This is a genomic window from Mycobacterium sp. SMC-13 (genome assembly GCF_045311035.1).
In the GTDB taxonomy this organism is placed as follows: Bacteria; Actinomycetota; Actinomycetes; order Mycobacteriales; family Mycobacteriaceae; genus Mycobacterium.
Genome location: NZ_JBJIAI010000023.1, coordinates 13,660 through 34,714 on the forward strand (window position 1 = coordinate 13,660; position 21,055 = coordinate 34,714).

General features: G+C 64.3%; 19 protein-coding genes and 1 pseudogene. 13 read left to right on the plus strand and 7 right to left on the minus strand.

The window, feature by feature from the left end; translation table 11 throughout:
- Nucleotide 1 precedes the first annotated feature (1 nt).
- The 10 genes from ACJH6I_RS25430 to ACJH6I_RS25475 all read left to right on the plus strand — a co-directional run bounded on the left by ACJH6I_RS25430 (nucleotide 2) and on the right by ACJH6I_RS25475 (nucleotide 10,134).
- Entirely contained in the window at nucleotides 2-859 is an 858-nt protein-coding gene (locus tag ACJH6I_RS25430; protein ID WP_406776315.1) for an MlaE family ABC transporter permease, read from the plus strand.
- On the plus strand, nucleotides 859-2,439 hold the full coding sequence (locus ACJH6I_RS25435) for an MCE family protein (protein ID WP_346414672.1): 1,581 nt from the start codon (nucleotides 859-861) through the stop codon (nucleotides 2,437-2,439). The genes ACJH6I_RS25430 and ACJH6I_RS25435 overlap by 1 nt, the downstream gene beginning before the upstream one ends.
- Nucleotides 2,436-3,485, plus strand: a complete 1,050-nt coding sequence (locus ACJH6I_RS25440; protein ID WP_293021491.1) for an MlaD family protein — start codon at nucleotides 2,436-2,438, stop codon at nucleotides 3,483-3,485. Before ACJH6I_RS25435 ends, ACJH6I_RS25440 begins: the two co-directional genes overlap by 4 nt.
- Nucleotides 3,482-4,540 carry an MCE family protein gene (locus ACJH6I_RS25445; protein ID WP_293021489.1) on the plus strand — a complete coding sequence of 353 codons (1,059 nt, stop codon included), beginning with the start codon at nucleotides 3,482-3,484 and terminating at the stop codon, nucleotides 4,538-4,540. Before ACJH6I_RS25440 ends, ACJH6I_RS25445 begins: the two co-directional genes overlap by 4 nt.
- Entirely contained in the window at nucleotides 4,537-5,733 is a 1,197-nt protein-coding gene (locus ACJH6I_RS25450) for an MCE family protein (RefSeq protein WP_293021487.1), read from the plus strand. Before ACJH6I_RS25445 ends, ACJH6I_RS25450 begins: the two co-directional genes overlap by 4 nt.
- Nucleotides 5,730-6,845, plus strand: coding sequence for an MlaD family protein (locus ACJH6I_RS25455; RefSeq protein ID WP_293021485.1), 1,116 nt, complete (start codon nucleotides 5,730-5,732; stop codon nucleotides 6,843-6,845). Before ACJH6I_RS25450 ends, ACJH6I_RS25455 begins: the two co-directional genes overlap by 4 nt.
- Complete coding sequence (locus tag ACJH6I_RS25460) at nucleotides 6,842-8,104, plus strand: MlaD family protein (protein ID WP_293021483.1); 1,263 nt, start codon at nucleotides 6,842-6,844, stop codon at nucleotides 8,102-8,104. The genes ACJH6I_RS25455 and ACJH6I_RS25460 overlap by 4 nt, the downstream gene beginning before the upstream one ends.
- Before the next feature lie 17 nt (nucleotides 8,105-8,121).
- Nucleotides 8,122-8,751: an Mce protein gene (locus tag ACJH6I_RS25465; protein ID WP_293021481.1), complete on the plus strand. Its 630-nt coding sequence runs from the start codon at nucleotides 8,122-8,124 to the stop codon at nucleotides 8,749-8,751.
- A gap of 71 nt (nucleotides 8,752-8,822) precedes the next feature.
- Nucleotides 8,823-9,350, plus strand: coding sequence for an Mce protein (locus tag ACJH6I_RS25470; protein WP_293021479.1), 528 nt, complete (start codon nucleotides 8,823-8,825; stop codon nucleotides 9,348-9,350).
- Nucleotides 9,340-10,134, plus strand: a complete 795-nt coding sequence (locus ACJH6I_RS25475; protein WP_293021477.1) for a hypothetical protein — start codon at nucleotides 9,340-9,342, stop codon at nucleotides 10,132-10,134. Before ACJH6I_RS25470 ends, ACJH6I_RS25475 begins: the two co-directional genes overlap by 11 nt.
- A 613-nt stretch (nucleotides 10,135-10,747) precedes the next feature.
- Here the strand turns inward: ACJH6I_RS25475 and ACJH6I_RS25480 are convergent.
- Nucleotides 10,748-10,963: an integrase core domain-containing protein gene (locus ACJH6I_RS25480; protein ID WP_406784734.1), complete on the minus strand. Its 216-nt coding sequence runs from the start codon at nucleotides 10,961-10,963 to the stop codon at nucleotides 10,748-10,750.
- A gap of 11 nt (nucleotides 10,964-10,974) precedes the next feature.
- Nucleotides 10,975-11,583, minus strand: a complete 609-nt coding sequence (locus ACJH6I_RS25485; protein WP_406784735.1) for a DDE-type integrase/transposase/recombinase — start codon at nucleotides 11,581-11,583, stop codon at nucleotides 10,975-10,977.
- Nucleotides 11,584-11,587: 4 nt separating this feature from the next.
- Between ACJH6I_RS25485 and ACJH6I_RS25490 the strand changes: the two genes are divergently transcribed.
- Entirely contained in the window at nucleotides 11,588-12,373 is a 786-nt protein-coding gene (locus tag ACJH6I_RS25490) for an IS3 family transposase (RefSeq protein ID WP_346416280.1), read from the plus strand.
- Between the two features lie 228 nt (nucleotides 12,374-12,601).
- Here ACJH6I_RS25490 and ACJH6I_RS25495 read toward each other — a convergent pair whose 3' ends face one another.
- Nucleotides 12,602-13,192 (minus strand): TetR/AcrR family transcriptional regulator, encoded by a 591-nt coding sequence (locus ACJH6I_RS25495; protein WP_293021469.1) that lies wholly within the window; start codon nucleotides 13,190-13,192, stop codon nucleotides 12,602-12,604.
- Nucleotides 13,193-13,674: 482 nt separating this feature from the next.
- On the opposite strand from ACJH6I_RS25495, the gene ACJH6I_RS25500 reads away from it, so the two are divergent.
- Together ACJH6I_RS25500 and ACJH6I_RS25505 are read left to right on the plus strand one after the other, a co-directional pair.
- Nucleotides 13,675-15,498, plus strand: coding sequence for a fatty acyl-AMP ligase (locus tag ACJH6I_RS25500; protein ID WP_346416281.1), 1,824 nt, complete (start codon nucleotides 13,675-13,677; stop codon nucleotides 15,496-15,498).
- Nucleotides 15,499-16,147: 649 nt separating this feature from the next.
- Nucleotides 16,148-17,332, plus strand: a pseudogene (locus ACJH6I_RS25505) (IS3 family transposase).
- A gap of 319 nt (nucleotides 17,333-17,651) precedes the next feature.
- On the opposite strand, the gene ACJH6I_RS25510 reads toward ACJH6I_RS25505, so the two are convergent.
- The 4 genes from ACJH6I_RS25510 to ACJH6I_RS25525 all read right to left on the minus strand — a co-directional run bounded on the left by ACJH6I_RS25510 (nucleotide 17,652) and on the right by ACJH6I_RS25525 (nucleotide 20,931).
- Complete coding sequence (locus ACJH6I_RS25510) at nucleotides 17,652-19,103, minus strand: LLM class flavin-dependent oxidoreductase (protein ID WP_318985129.1); 1,452 nt, start codon at nucleotides 19,101-19,103, stop codon at nucleotides 17,652-17,654.
- Between the two features lie 90 nt (nucleotides 19,104-19,193).
- Nucleotides 19,194-19,931: an SDR family oxidoreductase gene (locus ACJH6I_RS25515; RefSeq protein ID WP_318985130.1), complete on the minus strand. Its 738-nt coding sequence runs from the start codon at nucleotides 19,929-19,931 to the stop codon at nucleotides 19,194-19,196.
- A gap of 111 nt (nucleotides 19,932-20,042) precedes the next feature.
- Nucleotides 20,043-20,501 carry a hypothetical protein gene (locus tag ACJH6I_RS25520; RefSeq protein ID WP_406784736.1) on the minus strand — a complete coding sequence of 153 codons (459 nt, stop codon included), beginning with the start codon at nucleotides 20,499-20,501 and terminating at the stop codon, nucleotides 20,043-20,045.
- Between the two features lie 4 nt (nucleotides 20,502-20,505).
- Nucleotides 20,506-20,931, minus strand: coding sequence for a DUF6636 domain-containing protein (locus ACJH6I_RS25525; protein ID WP_318985132.1), 426 nt, complete (start codon nucleotides 20,929-20,931; stop codon nucleotides 20,506-20,508).
- Nucleotides 20,932-21,055: the final 124 nt, after the last annotated feature.

The following is a 21,055-nucleotide window of genomic DNA, read 5'->3' on the forward strand; positions in this document are numbered from 1 at the left end:
TATGGCCGCCCCATCAACATTCACCCCGACACCGCTGCGGCCGATCACGGCCGTCGGCAACGGGCTGCTCAAGGCGGCCGGGCGTACCGGCCACATGGTCGAGTTCTTCGGCAGGGTCTTGTTGGCCATGCCCACGATGTGGCTGCGTTACCGCAAGGAGTTTCTGCGGCTGCTGTCCGACATCACCTGGGGTAACGGCTCGATCGTGGTCGGTGGTGGCACGCTGAATGTCGCCGGCGTGCTTGGTGTCACGGCCGGGGCGCTGGTCGCGGTCGAGGGCTACAACGCGTTGAACCTGCTGGGCCTGGGGCCGGCCACCGGGTTGGTCTCCTCGTTCGCGACGACGCGAGAGCTGGCGCCGGCAATGATCGCGATGGCCTTCATCGCGCAGGCCGGGTGCCGGTTCACCGCACAGCTGGGCGCCATGCGGATCAACGACGAGATCGACGCGCTGGACACCCTGGGTATCAATTCGGTGGCCTACCTGGTCGCGACGCGCGTCATGGCCTCGATCATCGCGGTGGTTCCGCTGTTCCTCGCGTCCCTGGCGCTGGCGTATCTGTCGTGCCAGTTGGTCAGCGTGATCGCCGGCCAGTCGACCGGCACGTATCTGCATTACTTCGGTCTGTTCCTGGAGGGCCGGGACGTCTTGTTCGCGACGATCAAAGCTGTGGTGTTCGTGTTCATCTCGTCGACCATCCAGTGCTACTACGGCTACTTCGCCTCCGGCGGCCCGGCGGGTGTGGGTGTGGCGGCCGGGCGGGCGATGCGCGGCAGCGTCACCGTCGTGATGATCGTCAACATGCTGCTCACCATGGCGCTGTGGGGCGTCATCAGCGGTGCAAGGTTCGGTGGCTGATGGCTAACTCGTTCGACCACGACCCGCGGGGCTCGACCGACCGCAAGCTGGGTGTCATCGGCCTGTGCTTCGCGGTGGTGGCCTCGATCGCCGCGGTCCTCATGGTGGTGAAATCGCAAGGCAAGTTGGACGATTTCGTCCGGGTGGACCTGAAGCTCATCAACATCGGCGACGGCCTGCCGGAGCGCTCCGACGTGAAGTTCCGCGGCGTGATCGTCGGCATGGTGTCGAGCGTGACGCCCTCGCAGCACGGTTCACCGAACGTGGTGCACGTCAACATCCAGCCGCAGTTCGCTTCGCAGATTCCCGACACCGTGACCGCACGAGTGGTGCCGGCCAACCTGTTCGCCGTATCGGCTGTTCAGTTGGTGCAGAACGGTAATGGCGCGCGGCCCATCCGCACCGGTGACGTCGTTCTCGAAGACCAGACCTTGCCCACTGTGCTGTTCCAGAACGTGTTGGCCAAGCTGCGGCAGCTGCTCAAAGCCGTTGGGCAGGCGCCGGATTCGAACAATGTCGGTGTCTTCGCGGCACTGTCGGAGGCCACCCGCGGTCGGGGGCAGAAGCTCACCGACGCCGGCGGCGACCTCAACAGGGTTATGCAGCAACTGAATTCGGTGGTTGCTTCCGACGATTCCGGGCCGACGACGTTGTCGGCGCTGAAGTCGGCCGCCGACAGTCTGCGTACGGTGTCGCCGGATCTGTTCGCCGCGCTGGACAGCTCGGTACAGCCGATGCGCACCTTCGCCGAGAAGCGTTCCCAGCTCACGAATTTCCTGACCGGTGGGCTGCACACGACCGGAACCCTTGCTGATGCGTTCGAGCACCAGACCGACCGGATGATCGAAGTCAGCACCGGGCTGACTCCAGGGCTGGGTGTGCTGGCTGATCACGCCGGCGAATTCCATGGCATCTCAACGCGATTGCAGGCCTTGGCCAACAAGGTTTACGACGAGGCCTACAACCCGGAGACCCACCTGCTGACTCTCGGTACGGTGATTTCGATCAACCCGTCGCGCCAGTACACCCGGGCAGACTGCCCACGCTACGGAGCCATAGAGGGGCCCAGTTGCCGCACCGCACCGGAAACCCCGACCGCGCCCGATCTGAAGCCGGGCCTGGCCTCGATGGGCATGGGAGTCCCACCGTGGGTGACCGAGAACCGCCCCAACTTCGCGCCGCCCCGATTCTCTGTGCCGGTGGTACCGGACTTCCCCGGCCCGCCGGACCGCAACGCGCCGCCGGCACCACAGGGTGCACCGGCGCCTGCAGCGCCGGACCCCGGCCCGGCACCCGCGCCACCTGCAGCCCCACCGTTAGCGGCAGAGGCGGGCGGGCCGGACGGTGCGCCCGCGCCTGCGCCTGCGCCAGTACAGCAGCAGTCCGCACCGCTGTACGGCGGCACCGTCGGTCCGGTCGGTAGTCAGATGGAGAAGAACCAGCTCAGCCAAATCGTCGGCGGCCCAGCCACTTCCGCTACCGAATTGCTGCTGGGCCCCGTCGCCCGCGGCAGCAGCGTCCAGATCACTCCTGAGCCCGGCCCCGCCGATGGCGGGCAGGCAGACAAGGGCCGGCCATGAGAATCAAGCGCAGCACCATCATTGGCCTGGCACTGTTCATGGTCTTCTCGGTTGCCGTCACCTGGATGGTTTTTGCCACCTTACAACGCAACATCGCTGGTCCAACCTCCAGCTATTCGGCCATTTTCAGCGACGTGTCGGGGCTGGCCGAAGGCGATGATGTCCGGGTCGCCGGAGTACGGGTAGGTCGGGTCGACAAGATCGAACTGACACCCGACAACAAGGCCAAGGTCGACTTCCAAGTGCGCAGCAACCAAACGCTCTACGCCAGCACGCTGGCCTCGGTGACGTACCAGAACATCATCGGGCAGCGGTACCTCGGGCTGAGCCAAGGCGATGGCGAGCGCCGCAAAATGCCTGCAGGAGCGCAGATTCCGGAACAGCGGACCAACCCGTCGTTCGATATCTCCTACATGCTCAACGGTTTTGAGCCACTGTTCACCGAGCTCGATCCGCAGCAGGTGGACAACTTGACCAACGCCATCATCGAGGCGTTCCAGGGCAATCAGGGATCGCTGTTGACCTTGACGACCCAGGCTTCGTCGCTGACGCAGACCCTGGCGGGACCGGATGCGGCGCTCGGCGACCTGATCGCCAACCTGGACAAGCTGATGGCGACGCTAGCCACGCAGAGCAAGAACCTGGAAACCATGCTGCACCAGACGTCGGTGTCGTTGTCCTCCTTGAACAGTCGGCGCGACGAACTCGTCGCATCGGTCGGGGCGATCACCGCGAACGTGACGCGGCTGTCGGCACTGGTCGATGCGATCACCCCGGATGTACAGCAATTCATCGACCGCGATCCGGGCTTGCTCAAATACGGTGTGGGCGAGGGCAAGCCCCGCCTGGCTTTCGCGCTGGCCAATGTTCCGTTGCTGCTCAAGGGCCTTGCCCGGATGACGCAGGACGGGAGCTATGGCAACATATATGCCTGCGACCTCGACTTCGGTCTATGGCGCGGCCTGCTCAACTGGTTCCGGATGTTCGTGATCCGGGCGACACCGGGTAATGGCAACGAGGTCTGGCATTCGGCGGTGTGCCAATGAGCGAGCTGTTCGGAAAGCTGCGTCCTGAGATCGTGGGTCAGCGGAAGCGCGTGCTGGAGGACTACAACAAGTTCTGGCTCGGCGCGATCGGCCTGGCGGTCATCGTCGTGATGATCGCAGCCGTCGTGCTGGTCAGTGTTCTGGACGTCGACAAGAAGCAGTACACCGCCGAATTCGCCCAGGCGGCCGCGATCAAGTCGGGCAATCCGGTCACCATCGCGGGGATTCCGGTCGGCGAGGTGCAGGACGTGCAGCTGGCCGGCGATCACGTGGTGGTGACGTTCAAGGCCGACAAGAACGTACGGTTGGGCACTGAGACTCACGCGGCCATCAAGCTGACCACCATCCTTGGTTCTCGCTATCTGGAGATCACTCCCGCCGGGTCCGGCCAATTATCCGGCAACACAATCAAATTGAGTCATACCGACGTGCCTTACGACCTGCAGAAGACCTTGGCGGGTGCGACCGAGACACTAGGTCCGCTGGACGCCGATCGGATCGCTGAATCGGTACGGGTGATGAGCGGCAGCCTGCAGGGAGTGCCCGACGAGTTGCCGCAGGCCTTGACCAATCTGAATTCCCTTGCCGGGGTTATTCAGTCCCGGCGCGACCAGCTCGGCACGTTGATCACCAACGCCGATACCATCGCGGCGCTGTTGCACCGGCAGAAGGCCGACCTTGGTGCGTTGGTGTTGCAGGGCAACCAGATTCTCGGCGAGATCGCTACGCGGCGGGCGGCGATGCAGCGTTTGTTCGACGGGGTGACGCTGCTCGCCGACCGGGCGCACACGATCTTGGCCGACGAGCCGCAACTCGACGCGCTGATCAACAGCTTGCATGAATTCGCCAAGATGCTCGCCGAGCACGACGCGCTCGTGCGCAGCATCCTGCAGATTGCGCCGGTGGCAGCGCGCAACATCGCCAACGCGACCGGTAGCGGTAATGCTACGGACCTGACTCTGCCGGCGGGTTTGATGGTCGATTCGTGGGTCTGTGCGATCAGTGGTCGGGCCCGGCAGTTCAACATCGTCGAGTACTTCAAGGACTGCAAATGAGTAAGCGCGCCTTGATGATCGGCCTGGTTGCAGTTGCCACCGCGGTCGTCGCAGTGGTTGCCGCGGTAGTTGCGGTGCCGCACTTCTGGCACCGCAACATCACCGTCCGGGCACACTTCCAGGACGCCGTCGGGCTGTACCCCGGTAACGCGGTGTCGGTGCTCGGCATGCCCGTGGGCAAAGTCGATACCGTGGAGAACAAGGGCGGCTACGTCGAGGTCACCATGGACATCGACCGAAAAGTCCCGGTCCCCAGTGACGTCGTCGCGGCCACCGTCTCCGCCTCGATCCTCACCGACCGGCACATCGAACTGACGCCGCCGTACACCAGCGGACCCAAGCTGCGCGACGGTGACCTGATCGCATTGGGGAACACCAAGACCCCGGTTGAATTCGACAAGACACTGACCATGATGGACAAGCTGGGCACCGCGCTGCGCGGTGACGCCAATGGCGGTGGGCCGCTGGGCGATCTGGTCAATCTGGGCTCGCAGATCTCCTCCGGCAACAGTGAGCAGATCAAGTCGACTCTGACCAAGTTGTCCGAGGCGCTCAAGGTCGGCCCCGATGGCGGTGCCAAGACTGAGAAGAACTTGCAGGAGATCGTCCGGAGCGTCTCCGACCTGACCCAGTCCGCCGCCGAAAATGACAGTGCGATCCGCAAATTCGGCGGCGACCTGCACCAGTTGAGCGACATTCTGGCCGACCAGAACCTCGGTTCTGGCCGGACCGGCGCCAAGGCCAACGAAATCCTCCATGAGGTCAGCGGCCTGCTCGATCGGCACCGGGACCAACTGAAGGGTTCGTTCGGCGATCTCAACACTGTGGTCAGGTCGCTGTCGGACAACAAGCGCGAACTCGAAGAGACCATCGATGTCCTTCCGCTGGCGGTGGACAATGTTTACAACGTACTTGATCCGGTCGGAGGCAGCGCACGCGTACACCTTCCCACTGACAAGCTGCTGGCCAACAACTCGTTGAACAAGGAAATCTGCAACCTGATGGGGCTCAAGCAACTGGGTTGTGCAACAGGAACATTGCAGGACTACAACAGCGACTTCGGGCTGTCCACCATGCTGGATCTGATGGCCAATGGCATCGGCCCGTCCGGTCAAGGCGAGCCGCCCAAACCCGGGGCGGTGCCGGCTCAGCCGGCACCCGCAGTACCTGCCCAGGGAGGGCCGACCCGATGAGCCTGACTTTCGTACGGCGCAGCACACGGTGCGCCGGAGTACTCAGCGGTGTGTTGCTGATGACCAGTTGCGCCGCGGGACTGGACAGTGTCCCGTTGCCGTCGCCGGGGTCAGGCGGGCCCGTATACACGCTCAACGCGGTGTTCACCGACGCGCTGAACCTGCCGGCGAAGGCGAAAGTGCGTTTGTACGGCGCGGATATCGGCGAAGTCACCTCGATCGAAGCCGAGGACTTCACCGCAAAGGTGTCCATGCGGATCCGCAAAGACGTGCCGCTCCCGGTTGGCAGCACAGCTGAATTGCGTTCTGCCACACCGCTGGGCGACGTGTTCCTGCAGATTCGTCCGCCGTCGCGCAATGATGACGGTGGCCCATTGCTGCGCAATGGTGACACCATCGGACTGGGCTCCACGTCGGCTGCGCCGACGGTCGAGGAACTGCTCAACTCGTTGGCCATGCTGGTCAACGGTGGCGCCATCCGCGCATTGACCACCGATGTCAACGGGGCCGGCCGGGCAGTAGGTGGGCGTGGCGAGAAGTTGGCCGGGCTGATTTCGGAGACCAACCAATTTCTGTCCAAGATGACCGCGCGTACCGACCAATTGGACGCCACGCTGCGCGCAACGTCGAACATGGCCGCCGAGGTGGCGGGCCACCAGAACAGTATCGACACCGCGTTGACGGCCGGTGCGCCGGCGCTGTCGGTGATCTCCGACAACACCACGCGGATCATGGATGTGGTTGACAACGTCGCCCGGATCACCCGGCAGCTGGCCAAGTTCCCGTCGATGAAGGGCACCGACACCCGCAGCGTGGCCGCTGACGTCAACAACCTATCGCGGGTGTTCAACGAGATCGTGATGGACCCCAACTTGTCGTTGAACTCGTTCAACCGGCTGCAGTCCATTCTCATCAAGGCCACCGATTCCACCGCACTGCACGCAGATATGCTCCTTTCCAAGATCGCCATCGGCGCCCTACCGGACAAGAACTACGCAGGCGACCCCGGTATCCACGGCCCGGACGGCACCGACTGGCATCTGCTGATCGGCAGCCTGCGCTACGAGTGGAACATGCTGCTCGGCCGAGTCAACGGACCGGACCGCCCATGATCACCGCGCTGAATTCCGTACTGGCCGTGGCCATCCGGATCATCAAGGCGGTGGCCAGCCGCAAGGTGGTGCTGGCTCTGTTCGGTCTGCTGCTCACCGCAGTGATCGCCTTCGGCTACATCGCCATCGACGGCCTGCGGTTCAACCCGTTTCACCGGACCATTGCGATGCGGATCATATTGCCCGAATCCGGTGGGCTGCTGGCCAATCAGGACGTGACCCTGCGGGGCATCCCGATCGGCCGGGTCGAGGCGGTCAACCTCACCGATCACGGGGTGGAGGCGGTCGCCACTGTCGACAAGTCAGTCCGCATCCCGGCCGATAGCCCGGTGCGGGTGTCGGGCCTGTCGGCGGCAGGGGAGCAGTATCTGGACTTCCGGCCCGACAACGCCAATGGTCCGTATTTGAAGGATGGCGCCGTCATTTCGGGCAAGCAGGCGAGCATTCCGTTGACCCTGCCGCACATCATCGATCACAGCCGCGGCGCTCTGGCACAGCTTGACGCCGACAAGCTCGGCAAGATGTTCAACGAATTGCACGTCACCAAGGACGGACCCCGCAAACTGTCGGCCATCCTCGACGGCGCCAGCCTACTGGCCAACACGGTGGATTCGGTGCTGCCGGAGACCACGAGCATGATCCGCACCACGCGGGTGGTGTTCGGCACCATCGCTGACGTGCGTCCGGGTTTGGCGGCCACCACGAACAACCTGACCAAAGTGCTGGGTGGCGTGAACAAGATGGACGGTGGCTTCCGCACCCTGGTGGATCGGGGCGAGCCGCAACTGGCGACGCTGGACAATCTGATCAGCGACAACCGGCAGAACGTCGTGCAGATCCTGGGCAACCTGACCACGGTGTCGCAGATCATCTATCAGCGCATCCCGGCGCTGCAGTATCTGTGGCGCCCGGACCGCGATTCGTTCATCGACCGGTTCGGCACCGTCGTGCATGACGGCGCTATCTGGGCCCTTGGTGACATCTATCCGAAGTACCGGTGCGACTACAACCTGCCCCGGCATTCACCGTCGGACGCCAGCTTCCCTGAGCCGTACAAATACACCTACTGCGAGAACCAGGACCCCTCGCTGCTGGTCCGCGGCGCTCGCAACGCCCCGCGTCCGCCGGGCGACGACACTGCCGGCCCGCCACCGGGATACGACCCGCACGCGGTGACCGACAAGACGCCGCACTATCCGGGCTACACCATCGACACCCCGTACGGTGGACCGTCGTTGCCGATACCGATGCCGAACTGACAAGCCACGAGATACGCATGAGTAAACGAACCAGCAGTACCGATGTCTTCGACCAATTGCGTGATGCAGAGACCGAGGCAGCTGAGTTGACCGAGTCGTCGGTCGATTCAGAGGACGTTGATGCCACCGACGCCGTTGCCACGGATGAACTTGTTGCACCCGCGCCCAAGCGGCGGGTTGGCCTGGCTGCCATGGTCTGCGGGTTGCTCTTCGCGCTGTTGGTGTCAGCGTTGGGTTATCTGGGCTGGCGCCAGTACGAGCAACACCAGGTCTCGATCGCAACCGCTGCCGCGTTGCAGGCGGCCAAGGACTACGCGGTGGTGCTGACCACGTTGGACGCCAAGAACATTGACGACAATTATCGCAAGTCACTCGATGGTGCCACCGGTGAGTTCAAGGATGCCTACAGCCAGGGTGCCACTCAGTTGCGCCAGGTGCTGATCGACAACAAGGTCTCGGGGACGGGCATTGTCGTTGCGGCAGCGGTGAAATCGGCGACGGCGAACCAGGTCGAGGTGCTGATGTTCGTCGACCAGTCGATCACCAACGCGTCCAACCCCAGCCCGCGGATCGACCGCAACCGGATAGACATGACCATGGAGAAGGTCGGCCGCCGGTGGCTGGCCAGCAAGGTCGAAATCCTATGACGGCCAAGCAATCTGACGTCGCCGAAGCTGAGGTCGAGGCCGAAACCGCTGACGTGGTCAGCGCAGAGTCCGTGATCCCCAAGACCACCAAAGTCTATACAGTTCGCCGCACGGTCTGCTGGGCAGTGGGCGTGTTGGTTCTCGCGCTGGGTGTAGCCGCCGGCACGACGGGATGGCTGCTGTTTGCTCAGCACCAGCGCGATGCCGAGGCTGCGCAGGCACTCGATGCGGCGCGTGCTTATGCGGTCACCCTGACCACCACCGACCAGAAGGTCATCGACAAGAACTTTGCCGACATCATCGACGGCGCGACCGGCGAGTTCAAGGACGCCTACAGCAAGGCTGCGGCGTCGATGCGAAAGATGTTGATCGACAGCAAGGTCAACACCACCGGCACTGTCAACGATGCGGCGGTCAAGGCGGTGCACGGCGACGACGTCGACGTGCTGTTGTCGGTGAAGCAGGTGGTCACAAGTTCCGGGGAGCCGGACCCGCGGACCGACTACGTCAGCGTCTCGATGACGATGCGCAAGGTTGGCGATCGATGGCTGGCCACCGAGGTGTTGCTGGCCGGAGCGGACGGTAAGCGTGGCAAATAGAGCCTGGGCGGTGGTCGGCGCAGCGGTCACCGCGATCGCTTTGACCGGTACGCCGACCGCCCACGCATCGATCGACGGATTCTGCAGTCAACTTGGCGCGGTCTGGGACGGTGGCGCGTGCACCGCAGTGGTCAAATCCCAGCGCGAAGCGGAAATGCTGCTGTCGCTGCGGGTTCCGGCAGAGTTCATCGACAACCCGACGGCCGGCCCGGTGCTGCGTGACTACTACACCCGCCTGTTCAACGGGTGGCGGAACACCGGCAACACCACGCCGCGCGACAGCAGCGCCAAGGCCGATTACGAGATCATTCCCGGTCCCGGTGGGGTGCAGTCGGTTGTGGTGCACGAGATGTTCGAGCCGTTCGGCATCCAGCCCAACAATGCCTTCCGATCCTTCGTGTTCGACATGAGCTCGGGGCGGCGGTTGTATCTGCCGGATTTGTTCCGGCCGGGAATCGATGGATACCAAGCAGTTTCGGCCGCCGCCGCACCGGTCCTGCCGCCGATACTCGACGCGGTACCTCCGCCGCACGCACCGGGCACCTACCCGTTCACCGTGCCGGAATTCCAGCCGGACAGCGCCGGCCCCGGGTACTCCGGCAGTTACCGGGCCTTCGCGCTCACCGGTGACTCCCTGCGGATCTACATGCCGGACCAGCCGATGGTGCGCGAAGACCCGACCCCACCGGGGCAACGCGTCTGGTCCATGGACGGCGGCACCGTCGTCGCAAACATCCCACTGGCAGCACTCGCTGGCAAGCTCAAGCCACAGTACGGCGGTTGACGAGTTGGGATCGACGACGACGCTGCTGCTGCTGCTGCTTCGCTCAGAAAGCAACGATCGAACCGCTATACGGCCAATTGGATACCGCTGGGCAACCACGTCCCTGTTACGCACCGGCCCGGCTTTGGTGCGCCCCGCGGTGAGCGCACCACCTGGGGGTGGGCGCGGCCGGCGTTGACTTACGTAGTTGCGACCGGTTCTCGGGGTGCTTGTGCTGCTGCGCTCCCTCTAGCGCCACTTCAACCATTCCACCCAGCTACTTGCGGCGACCTTCGAACGCCTACTACCGCAAGTCATTCCACCCGAACCGACCAGCGGAACACCGCGTGAGCGCCTCATCGAACTGCTCTCCCGGCGAGCTGACCTTCTCGCCGAAGCGCCGGTGCACGTCACCACCCTTGCCTGAGCGGCCCTGGGCCCCACCGAAACTCCCAGGTTCGTAGCAGAGGGCACGCATCCCCCACTGCCCACACCCTGCGCGCCCGCGTCGTCGAGCAATACCGGCAACCCTTCGACAACATCCTGCAAAGCCCCGACGCCCGCCCGTAACTCGGCGACCTCGACGTCGAACTCGCCGTATGCGTGGGCTTGACCCCAGTTGGTGGACACAGGATCAGGCGGCTTGTGCCGTCTGATTGATCCGGTTTTCGCATTCCACCGGGGTGATCATGCCGATCGCGGAATGGCGTCGGCGGCGGTTGTAGACCCGTTCGATCCAGTTACCGACGGCGAGCTTAGCGGCCGCTTTGGTCGGCCACAAGTACCGGTCATAGAACTCGACTTTCAATGTAGCCCAAAAAGATTCAGCCGCGGCGTTGTCCCAACACACCCCGGTCCTCCCTACTGAACGAGCGAGATCGTAGGTTCGGGCCAGGTGGGCCATCTGTGCGCTGGTGTATTGGCAGCCACGGTCAGCGTGAAATACCACCTGCCGGGTAACTGCCCACGGGCCACGGCCATCGCGACCGCGGCCTGCACTAGATCGGTGTGCAGATGGTCCTCAATGGCCCAGCCGATGATCCTCCGCGAATGCCCATCGCGCACCGCGCACAGATACAGCCAGCCCTCGCCGGTTCGCAGGTAAGTGATGTCACTGGTCCACACCCGGTTGATCGCACCGGCATCGAAGCGACGTTTGACCAGGTCCGGGATCGGTGGTGCATCCAGATCCGCGACCGTGGTCGCCGGCGCGAACGACCGTGGGCTGATCACGGCCAGGCCCTGGCGCGCCAGCGAGGCGGCCACGGTCTTGCGGGACACCGTGCGGCCTTTTTCACGTAGGTCAGCCAGGATCCGCGGTGCCCCGTACACCCCGTCAGAGGCTTCGTGAGCGGCCGCTACCGCGGCATCCAGACCGGCACGGCGCACCGCAGCCGCACCAGGTGCGGCGGCCGCGTTGGTGCGCCATTTGTAGAACCCCGAGCGGGACACCTCCAAGAGTCGGCACATCCGATTGGGGTCTGGGCCCAGCACGGCCGCGGTCCGACGTGCCGATCTCGATGCCGCTGTCGCGGCCGCGCACACCGCCTCTGATGGGGTCTACGGGGCACCGCGCATCCTGGCCGATCTGCGTGGGAAGGGCCGCACGGTGTCCCGTAAAACGGTGGCCGCTTCGCTGGCGCGCCAGGGCCTTCACGGGATCAGTCCACGGACGTTCGCTCCGGTGACCACGGTGGTGGATCTGGACGCCCCACCGATCCCTGATCTGGTGAAACGCCGTTTCGATGCCGGGACGCTCAATGCGGTGTGGACCAGCGACATCACCTATCTGCGCACCGGGCAAGGCTGGCTGTATCTGTGCGCGGTCCGTGATGGGCATTCCCGGCGGGTCATCGGCTGGGCCATCGAGGACTACCTGCATACCGATCTGGTCGAGTCGGCGGTCGCGATGGCGGTGGCTCTGCGCGCCGACCTGCCCGAGCAGGTGATCTTCCATGCGGATCGGGGCTGTCAGTACACCAGTGCGCAGATGGCTCGGGTTGCCCGCACCCACAATCTGGCCCGTTCGGTAGGGCGTACAGGTGTGTGCTGGGACAACGCTGCCACTGAATCATTCTGGGCCACACTGAAAGTCGAGTTCTACGACCGGTACTTGTGGCCCACCAAGGCGGCCGCTAAGCTCGCCGTCGGTGACTGGATCGAACGGATCTACAACCGCCGCCGACGACACAGCGCGATCGGCATGATCACACCGGTGGAATACGAAAACCGGATCACTAAGACGGCACAAGCCGCCTGACCCTGTGTCCACCAAACGGGGTCAAGCCCAGTTACAGATAAGCGGATCAGTCCGCGCTAGCGCCGAAGGCGCGGGCTCCACTGCCGCAGCTAGTCTGCCGCAATGCGACTACGGGTTTCGTAAACCCCACACCATCTTCGATACCCGTAGGAGCTCCCGAATCTGCCCGGCGCCGCAAGTGCACCACCGCGTCACGAATTCTCGTTTCGGCACCTCGCTCCTGGGCGGCTACACACTTCCCGACGGCTTCACGGCCGCCGACAGCAACTTGGGGGTATGTAGCAGATGCTGGGCGTAGTCGAGAAGCACACGATGGAGCAGTTCGTCGGGCACGTCGCGCAACCGCGCATCGGTTACAACGCCGGAAACTCCGCCGATGATCATCGATGTCCCGATATGGTGGGCGACGTCCGCGTCGGGGCCATCAAGCAGCGTGATCAGCTTCACGACGGCGTTCTCCAACTCGACATGCGTCTTCGCGAGCGTGCTCATGGCCGGGTCGTTCTGCACAATTGCGCTGAGGCCCCTATGGCGCACCGCCAGTTCGACAAAGCCGCTGGCGGCGACTTCGCGCCGCGAATGGGGGTCGGGAAGCGCGTCGGCGATACGTATTACGCGAGCGATGTCCTCGAGTAACGGCTGTGCGACGGCCCTCACGATCTCGTCTTTGGTGTGAAAGTGGTAGTACACAGCGGCTTTGGTCACCTCAAGCCGGTCGGCAATCATCTGCAAGGTCGTGCCCTTGACACCGTACTCAGCGAATAATTCCAAAGCCGCCTGGACGATACGGTGGCGTACGAAGCCACGTGATGACGTCAAGTTTCCTCTGCCAACCTTTCGGGGAGTTTATGCGGGCTGCGTGCGCACTGGATGAATGATGCCTCAGCGGCGGATGTGATGTCACTCACCTTCGGCTGGGGTTGCCCATCGTTAGCCATGGAAGCTAAATTAACCAGCCAGTTGGCAAGTTAGATTTGTCATCGCGGCTATAGTGCAGCGATCAGTCACGTTGGAGCCGATGTGCGCATCATTCAGACCATTTCGTTACGCCGGCATCGTCTGCTCGACATGTTGGTCGCCCCAAAGCGGCAGATCGCGGCCATCATCGGGGCGTACTTCCGGTGGCCATACATTGTTTGCATACCGCCCAAACGCCAGCAGTCGACCGGACGCGCACCTGCAGCTGATCAGTCTGCATCACGCCACGTCTAGACAGTAGGAGCGCAGAACACTGTGGCACTGTTTGCTTGGGGCCGACGATGAGAAAGTTCATGGGTCAAAGTGACGTCAAAATGACTTCGATGACACGCAAAGCGTTGAGCAACAATACTGCTGGAGATGCAGCGTCAGCCGAAAGTTTCCTTCACTCCGATGGCAGCATTGTCATACCGGACGGCATCACGCTGACGTCGTTCCTGGAGCGCAACCGCGCGGCGATGGGCGAGAGTCCGTCGTACCGGTTCATCGACTACGCGCAGAACCCTGACGGCGAGATCATCGAACTCAGCTGGAACGGCCTGTGGGCTCAGGTCAACGCCGTTGCGGCCCGGCTCCAGCAGGTCACCGCTCCCCGCGACCGGGTGGCGATCCTCGCGCCGCAGGGCGTCGACTATGTCGCGGCGTTCTTCGCGGCCGTGCACGCCGGGAACATCGCCGTGCCGTTGTTCGCGCCGGCCCTCGCCGGGCACACCGAGCGCCTGGCCGCGGTGCTGGCCGACGCCAAGCCGGCCGCGGTGCTCACCACCACCGCGGCCGCCGAAGCGGTCCGCACGTTCATCAAGACGCTGCCCGCCGCCGAGCGCCCGCGGGTGATCGCCGTCGACGCCGTGCCGGACACCCTCGCCGAGATGTACGTGGCCCCAGAGTCCCGCACCGACGACGTCGCCTACCTGCAGTACACCTCGGGCTCGACGCGCACGCCTGCCGGCGTGGAGATCACGCATCGGAACGTGTGCACCAACGTCATTCAGATGATCCTGGCCGGCGGCCTGGACACCGACATCCGCAGCGTGAGCTGGTTGCCGCTGTATCACGACATGGGCTTGATCATGATCATGTTCCCCGCGCTGTGCGGCGGCCAGATCAGTCTGATGGACCCCATGGCGTTCGTCCGCCGGCCCTACCGGTGGATCCGGCGCCTCGCCGACGAGGCCGCCCACGGCCGCACGTTCGCGGCCGCACCCAATTTCGCCTTCGAGTTGTGTGCGCAGCGTGGCCTGCCGCCGGCCGATGAACCGCTCGACCTCAGCAATGTGGTGACGCTGCTCAACGGTTCCGAGCCCGTGACGCTGCCGTCCATCGAGCAGTTCATGGAGGCCTTCAAGCCCTACGGGCTGCCCGAGACCGTGGTGAAGCCGTCGTACGGCATGGCCGAGGCGACGCTGTCGGTCGCCAGCATCGGCGCGGACGAAAAGCCGTGCGCCACATATCTGGACCGCGAGGAGCTCGCGGCGGGCCGGGCCGTCGTCGTGGGCCGGCACGCGGACGGCGCGGTGCCCCACGTGTCGTGCGGGCAGGCCATCCCGGACCAGTGGGTGACGATCGTGACGCCCGACGGCGATGAGGCCGCCGACGGCACCGTCGGCGAAATCTGGTTGCACGGCAACAACATCGGCCGGGGCTACTTCGGCCGGCCCGAGGAGTCCGAGCGGGTCTTCGGCAACAAGCTGCAGACCCGTCAGACCGTCAGCCACGCCGATGGCGCTGAGGACAACGCATTGTGGTTGGCCACAGGCGATCTGGGCGTTTACGTCGGCGGCGAGCTGTTCGTCACCGGCCGCATCAAGGATCTCGTCATCGTCGACGGACGCAACCATTACCCGCAGGACATCGAGGCGACGGTCAGCCGCGCCTCGTCGGCGGTGCGGTCCGGCTACGTGACAGCCTTTGCTGTGCCTGGTGATTCGGGTGAACAACTGGTCGTGGTGGCCGAGCGTGCGGTGGGTGCCGGGCGTGCCGAACTGGGGCCTGTGGCCGAGGCGGTGCGGGCTGCGGTGTCGCGTCATCACCAGGTGCGCGTCGCCGAGGTGCGACTGGTTGCGGCCGGCCGCATCCCCCGTACGACGTCGGGAAAGCTGGCCCGCACCGCCGCGCGGGCAGAGTTTCTGAACGGTCAATTCCACTGACGTCCTGCTGAAGAATGACAGCTCCTAGTCAGAGTTCAGCACCGCCCGAACCGATGAAACAGATAGATGGTGACGGATGACTACGGATGACTTCGCTCAGACCGAAGATTTCCATGGCTGGAATCGCTGTTGCAGAATTCAGCCTCGATCACGGACCGACCGCTACCCCTCCCACCGCAAATATGGTGGTCCGCATCTGAGACACGAAACCCCGCCCCGGGAGTGCCCCCAGCCAGCGACGCACCTAGAGCGCGTAGAACTAGCCCATCAACCCGTGACCTGGCGCTCACCCTGGATGGGCAATCGCACGACGTTCGTCGTGAAGTACCTGAACGATCACTACCGAATACACCTACCTCGAGCGATCGCACGTGGAATCGTCGTCGAGTACCTTTACCTGGTCGCCGACCATTTCAGAATCGACCGCTACCGCGCACAACGATTCTTGACCGACGAAGCCTTGCGCGCGAGCGCTTTGGACATCCTGGGATCACCACCCCTAATGTTCGAGCTTGGACTGATACAAATGAGGACGATGTCGTCGAAACGCACGCTCCCGGTAATTCTAGAGACTGATGGGCCTGGGGTTGACCCCTGATGGTGGACACCTAACTGGTGGGACTGCTGGTCCCGCGGGAAGGATGTCCGTATGTCGGGCAAGCGCAAGAAGTACACCCCGGAGTTTCGGGAGCAGGCTGCCCGCCTGGTGATCGAGACGGGCCGCCCGATTGCGCACGTGGCCGTGGAGATCGGCGTCGGTGAACAACTGCTGGAGCGCTGGGTGCGCCTGGCCCAGCAACGCGCGAGCGGCACCGATACTGACGCGGTGCTCGATGCTGATGTGCGTGCCGAGTTGGAGCGGCTACGCAAAGAGAACGCTGAATTGCGTTTGGACCGTGAGCTTTTAAAAAACGCCGCGGCCTTCTTCGCCTCCGAACAGAACCGGTAGAGGCCTACCAGGGTATTGCCGCCGAGAAGGCCAACTACAGCATCGTACGGATGTGCCGACTCTTGGAGGTGTCCCGCTCGGGGTTCTACAAATGGCGCACCAACGCGGCCGCCGGACCTGGTGCGGCTGCGGTGCGCCGTGCCGGTCTGGATGCCGCGGTAGCGGCCGCTCACGAAGCCTCTGACGGGGTGTACGGGGCACCGCGGATACTGGCTGACCTACGTGAAAAAGGCCGCGCGGTGTCCCGCAAGACCGTGGCCGCCTCGCTGGCGCGCCAGGGCCTGGCCGTGATCAGCCCACGGTCGTTCGCGCCGGCGACCACGGTGGCGGATCTGGATGCACCACCGATCCCGGACCTGGTCAAACGTCGCTTCGATGCCGGTGCGATCAACCGGGTGTGGACCAGTGACATCACTTACCTGCGAACCGGCGAGGGCTGGCTGTATCTGTGCGCGGTGCGCGATGGGCATTCGCGGAGGATCATCGGCTGGGCCATTGAGGACCATCTGCACACCGATCTAGTGCAGGCCGCGGTCGCGATGGCCGTGGCCCGTGGGCAGTTACCCGGCAGGTGGTATTTCACGCTGACCGTGGCTGCCAATACACCAGCGCGCAGATGGCCCACCTGGCCCGAACCTAGATCTCGCTCGTTCAGTAGGGAGGACCGGGGTGTGTTGGGACAACGCCGCGGCTGAATCTTTTTGGGCCACATTGAAAGTCGAGTTCTATGACCGGTACTTGTGGCCGACCAAAGCGGCCGCTAAGCTCGCCGTCGGTAACTGGATCGAACGGGTCTACAACCGCCGCCGACGCCATTCCGCGATCGGCATGATCACCCCGGTGGAATGCGAAAACCGGATCAATCAGACGGCACAAGCCGCCTGATCCCGTGTCCATCGAAAGGGGTCAAGCCCAGGCCCGGGAGTTCGTGCAGTCAGTTTGCTTGACTTTTGCTGACGACATCCACCGAGGAACCGGCCAGACCATCTGCTGCTACGGCGAATAGGAACCGATCGAGAGCTGCTAACTAAACATAGGACATCACTGGTGCCGACTGCGCGCCCAAGCCTCCGAGCTACCTGGTAAACGACTCAACTCAAAGACCGCAACTCGTGTCGCAAGTGGCCAAGTCCCCCCTCGGACACACATCAGTAACCAAGAAACCCCGGCCTGCGGGCCGGGGTTTCTTGTCTCCGCTGACCACTCAGCGGCCGCGCGCCGGTTGAGCCGCGGTCGATGCTGACGACGACGGCAGCGTGGACGGGCGGTCGATGATCGTCGATGACGGCCCACCGACGCGGTATCGCGCCCCGCGATGTTCCTGCGGCAGCCGGTCGCCATTGCCGAGCAGCTTGTGCCGCAACGACCCCGGCTGGTAATCCGCCTGGTAGGCACCGCGTTCGGTGAGCACGGGAACCACGTGCTCGATCACGTCGGTGAACGAACCCGGGGTGATGGCATAGGCGAGGTTGAAACCGTCGACATCGGTCTCGTCGACCCACTCCTGCAAGGTGTCGGCCACCGCTGCGCCCGACCCGACGATCCGCGGGCCCATGCCCCCGATCTCGCCCCACTCGGCGATGTCCCGGACCGTCCACTCCCGGCCATCGGGGTCAGCCGACTGAAACGCCTTGACCGCGGACAGGATCGCGTTCGAGTCGACGTTGCCGATCGGCTCGTCCGACCCGTACCGGGCCAGATCCACACCCATCCACCCGGACATGAACACCAGCGCGCCTTCCGGGTCGCCGTAGGAGAGCAACTCGTGATGCTTGGCGTGCGCCTCGGCATCGGTGGCCGCGGTGATCACTGTCGACAGGTTGAAAATCTTGGCCGAGTAGGGATCTCGGCCGGCCAGTTCCAGCTCCCGGCGGATGGTCGAAACCGTCTCTGCCAGAATGGCTTTGGTCGGCGCCGCGGTGAAGATCGCCTCGGCGTTCTCGGCGGCGAACCGTACCCCGCGCGGAGATGAACCAGCCTGGTAGATCACCGGGGTGCGCTGCGGCGACGGCTCGGCGAGGTGCACTCCCGGCACGCTGAAATGTGTTCCGGAGTGCCCGATGTGGTGCACTTTGTCCGGATCGGTGAACACCCCGCGCTCGCGGTCGCGGACCACCGCATCGTCCTCCCAGGAGCCCTCCCACAACCTGTAGAGCACCTCGAGATATTCGTCGGCGTGGTCGTACCGGGCGTCGTGGGCCGGCTGGTCGGTTTGCCCCATGTTGCGCGCGGCGGCGGGCAGATAACCGGTGACCACATTCCAGCCGATCCGCCCCTTGGTCAGGTGATCCAGGGTCGATATCCGGCGCGCGAACGGATACGGGTGCTCGAACCCGGTGCCGGTGGTGATGCCGAAGCCCAGATGCTCGGTCACCAGCGCCATCGCCGATACCAACAGCAGCGGGTCGCCCACCGGAATCTGCGCGGCCTGCCGGATGGCGGCCTCGTCGCTGGCTCCATAGACGTCGTAGGTGCCGAGCACATCGGCGATGAACAGGCCGTCAAACCTGCCGCGTTCCAACAACTTCGCCAGTTCGGTCCAGTACTCCAGGTCCTTGTAGCGCCAGGACTGATCCTCTGGATGCCGCCACAGCCCGGGCGACTGATGCGCGACACAGTTCATATCGAAGGCGTTGAAGCGAATTTGTCGGGTCACTCCTCCACCGTGCACACATCTCGCGCATCAGACACCGATTGCACTCAGCACGAACATTTTTCGCCGACGTCAGCTGGGTGGCGAGCCGCGTCAACGCAAGCTGTACCCGCCGTCGGGATAGATCGTGGAGCCCGTCGTCGCGCCGTTGAGGAACAGATGAACGACGGCGGCCGCGATCTCGTCCTCCCGCGCCAGTTTCCGTGTGGTCGACGTTTCGACGAAATGGGCGAACGCCGCTTCCCGGACCGCCTGGGGGCGTTGATTCCAGAGGTTGCCGTCCACGGTGCCGGGAGAGATGGCGTTCACCCGTACCGGCGCGAGTTCGACGGCCAGTCCGCGTGCCAGTCCCTCGATCGCGGCGTTGGCCGCGACGTAGGCGGGCGCCGCCCCGGAGGGCCGCACACTGGCCGCCCCGGCCATCAGGACGACAGACGCGTCGGCGGTCAGCACCGGCAGCGCGGCCTTGACGACGCGGTACTGACCCCAGAACTTCGAGTCGAAGGGCGACGCGGCGTCGGCCAGTGAGAGTTCGCGCATCGATCCGGTGACGTAGGTGGCCGCGGTGGTGAAGACGGCATCGACGGCGTCGAGCCGCGCGAACAGGGCGGCTATGGTGCGCTTGTCCGCGGTGTCGACGACCTGCCAGGTCGCCGCCGGGCCAAGCTCGGCGGCGGCCTTTTCGAGCACAGCCGCGCGGCGCCCGCCCAGCACGACCGCACCCCCACCGGACGCCACCAATTTGGCCACGGCAAAACCGATTCCGGAACCGCCACCGATGAGGACGACCGTCCGATCAGCGAAGGCGTCGCAGGCCAGGAAACTCTTCATGGCTCAGACACAATCGTCCGCGCCGGGACACCGTCAATCGATTCGATCAGTGTGACTCGCGTGGGATGGTTTTGTGAAGTGACGGAACCTGTTGCCGATCAAGGGTGTTCGTCAGATGCCGTCGACGTAGTCGCCGGTGCAGATGTTGTAGTGCCCAGCGGGATCGAACGTCTCCCCGTTGCCAGGGAAGTACCATTTCGCCGCTTGATACATCAGCTTGCCGTTGCAGGTGCCGAGGTTGTAGGCCACGATCGTCGCCGGTTGTTTGATCGACTGCGCGACGCTGGTGGCGCCCGGCGGTATCCCGTAGGACAGACCTCGCCCGATGGCCTGTTCTCCACCCCAGGATGACCAGGTGATGTCCCAGATATCGCCCGTCGGGTCGCCGCCGTTGAAGACTCGCATCGGCCGGACCGTTCCGTAACCCCGCACGCTCGGGTTCCAGACGCCGCCGAGCGTCGGTTGCGCGTCGGCCGACGCCGGCGGTGCGCCGGTCGTCGAGCAGGCGGCCACGGCAATGGTGGTCGCAATCGCCGCAGCGAATCGTGTCGCGATCATCGTCGATTTCATGGAGTCAGCCCAACTGGTAGGAGTCGCGTGACACTCGGAAGTAGTGTCCGGTGGTGGAGTCGGTGCACGTCATGCCCGAAACTTCGCTATCGCAGGTGATGGCGCCCACGGTTCTCGTTTGCCCGTAGTCGAGAATCGCTGCGCCGTCGGGAAATTCGTGATCTGAGTGCCAGTCGCCCCCGATGGGCACGTGGCCCCGGTCGAGAATGAACCTGTTGCCCTTCCCGCCCACGGTGTAGTCCGGCGGGCGCGGGACGAACCACGTGTAGTCCTTGATCTCGCACATGGCACCGCCCGCGCCCATCTTGCAGCCGACGTTCCCCGATGGGGACCGAAACGCGTAGCCGTCATCGGCGTGCGCGGTTGCCGCCAGGCCGATCGTTGCCGCGACGGCCAGAGAAAGCTGTGTGGCGATCAGCGCCAGTTTCATCATCTTCGTGGCCTGCCTCTGTTCGGAAGGGTCGACGGTTCGGCGTCGGTCACTCCCAAGGCTGCGGCCGACGCCTTGGTGATTTCTTGGTGCGCAGCAGGTGCTGTGACGAGCATCTCCGACG

Excerpts from the sequence above, each read along its gene's own strand:
- ACJH6I_RS25450 (WP_293021487.1), top strand. The coding sequence starts at position 4,537 with ATGAGTAAGCGCGCCTTGATGATCGGCCTGGTTGCAGTTGCCACCGCG.
- ACJH6I_RS25520 (WP_406784736.1), bottom strand. The coding sequence starts at position 20,501 with ATGAAATCGACGATGATCGCGACACGATTCGCTGCGGCGATTGCGACC.
- ACJH6I_RS25465 (WP_293021481.1), top strand. The coding sequence starts at position 8,122 with ATGAGTAAACGAACCAGCAGTACCGATGTCTTCGACCAATTGCGTGAT.
- ACJH6I_RS25460 (WP_293021483.1), top strand. The coding sequence starts at position 6,842 with ATGATCACCGCGCTGAATTCCGTACTGGCCGTGGCCATCCGGATCATC.
- ACJH6I_RS25430 (WP_406776315.1), top strand. The coding sequence starts at position 2 with ATGGCCGCCCCATCAACATTCACCCCGACACCGCTGCGGCCGATCACG.
- ACJH6I_RS25485 (WP_406784735.1), bottom strand. The coding sequence starts at position 11,583 with ATGTGCCGACTCTTGGAGGTGTCCCGCTCGGGGTTCTACAAATGGCGC.
- ACJH6I_RS25435 (WP_346414672.1), top strand. The coding sequence starts at position 859 with ATGGCTAACTCGTTCGACCACGACCCGCGGGGCTCGACCGACCGCAAG.
- ACJH6I_RS25525 (WP_318985132.1), bottom strand. The coding sequence starts at position 20,931 with ATGAAACTGGCGCTGATCGCCACACAGCTTTCTCTGGCCGTCGCGGCA.
- ACJH6I_RS25500 (WP_346416281.1), top strand. The coding sequence starts at position 13,675 with ATGACACGCAAAGCGTTGAGCAACAATACTGCTGGAGATGCAGCGTCA.
- ACJH6I_RS25440 (WP_293021491.1), top strand. The coding sequence starts at position 2,436 with ATGAGAATCAAGCGCAGCACCATCATTGGCCTGGCACTGTTCATGGTC.
- ACJH6I_RS25455 (WP_293021485.1), top strand. The coding sequence starts at position 5,730 with ATGAGCCTGACTTTCGTACGGCGCAGCACACGGTGCGCCGGAGTACTC.
- ACJH6I_RS25515 (WP_318985130.1), bottom strand. The coding sequence starts at position 19,931 with ATGAAGAGTTTCCTGGCCTGCGACGCCTTCGCTGATCGGACGGTCGTC.
- ACJH6I_RS25445 (WP_293021489.1), top strand. The coding sequence starts at position 3,482 with ATGAGCGAGCTGTTCGGAAAGCTGCGTCCTGAGATCGTGGGTCAGCGG.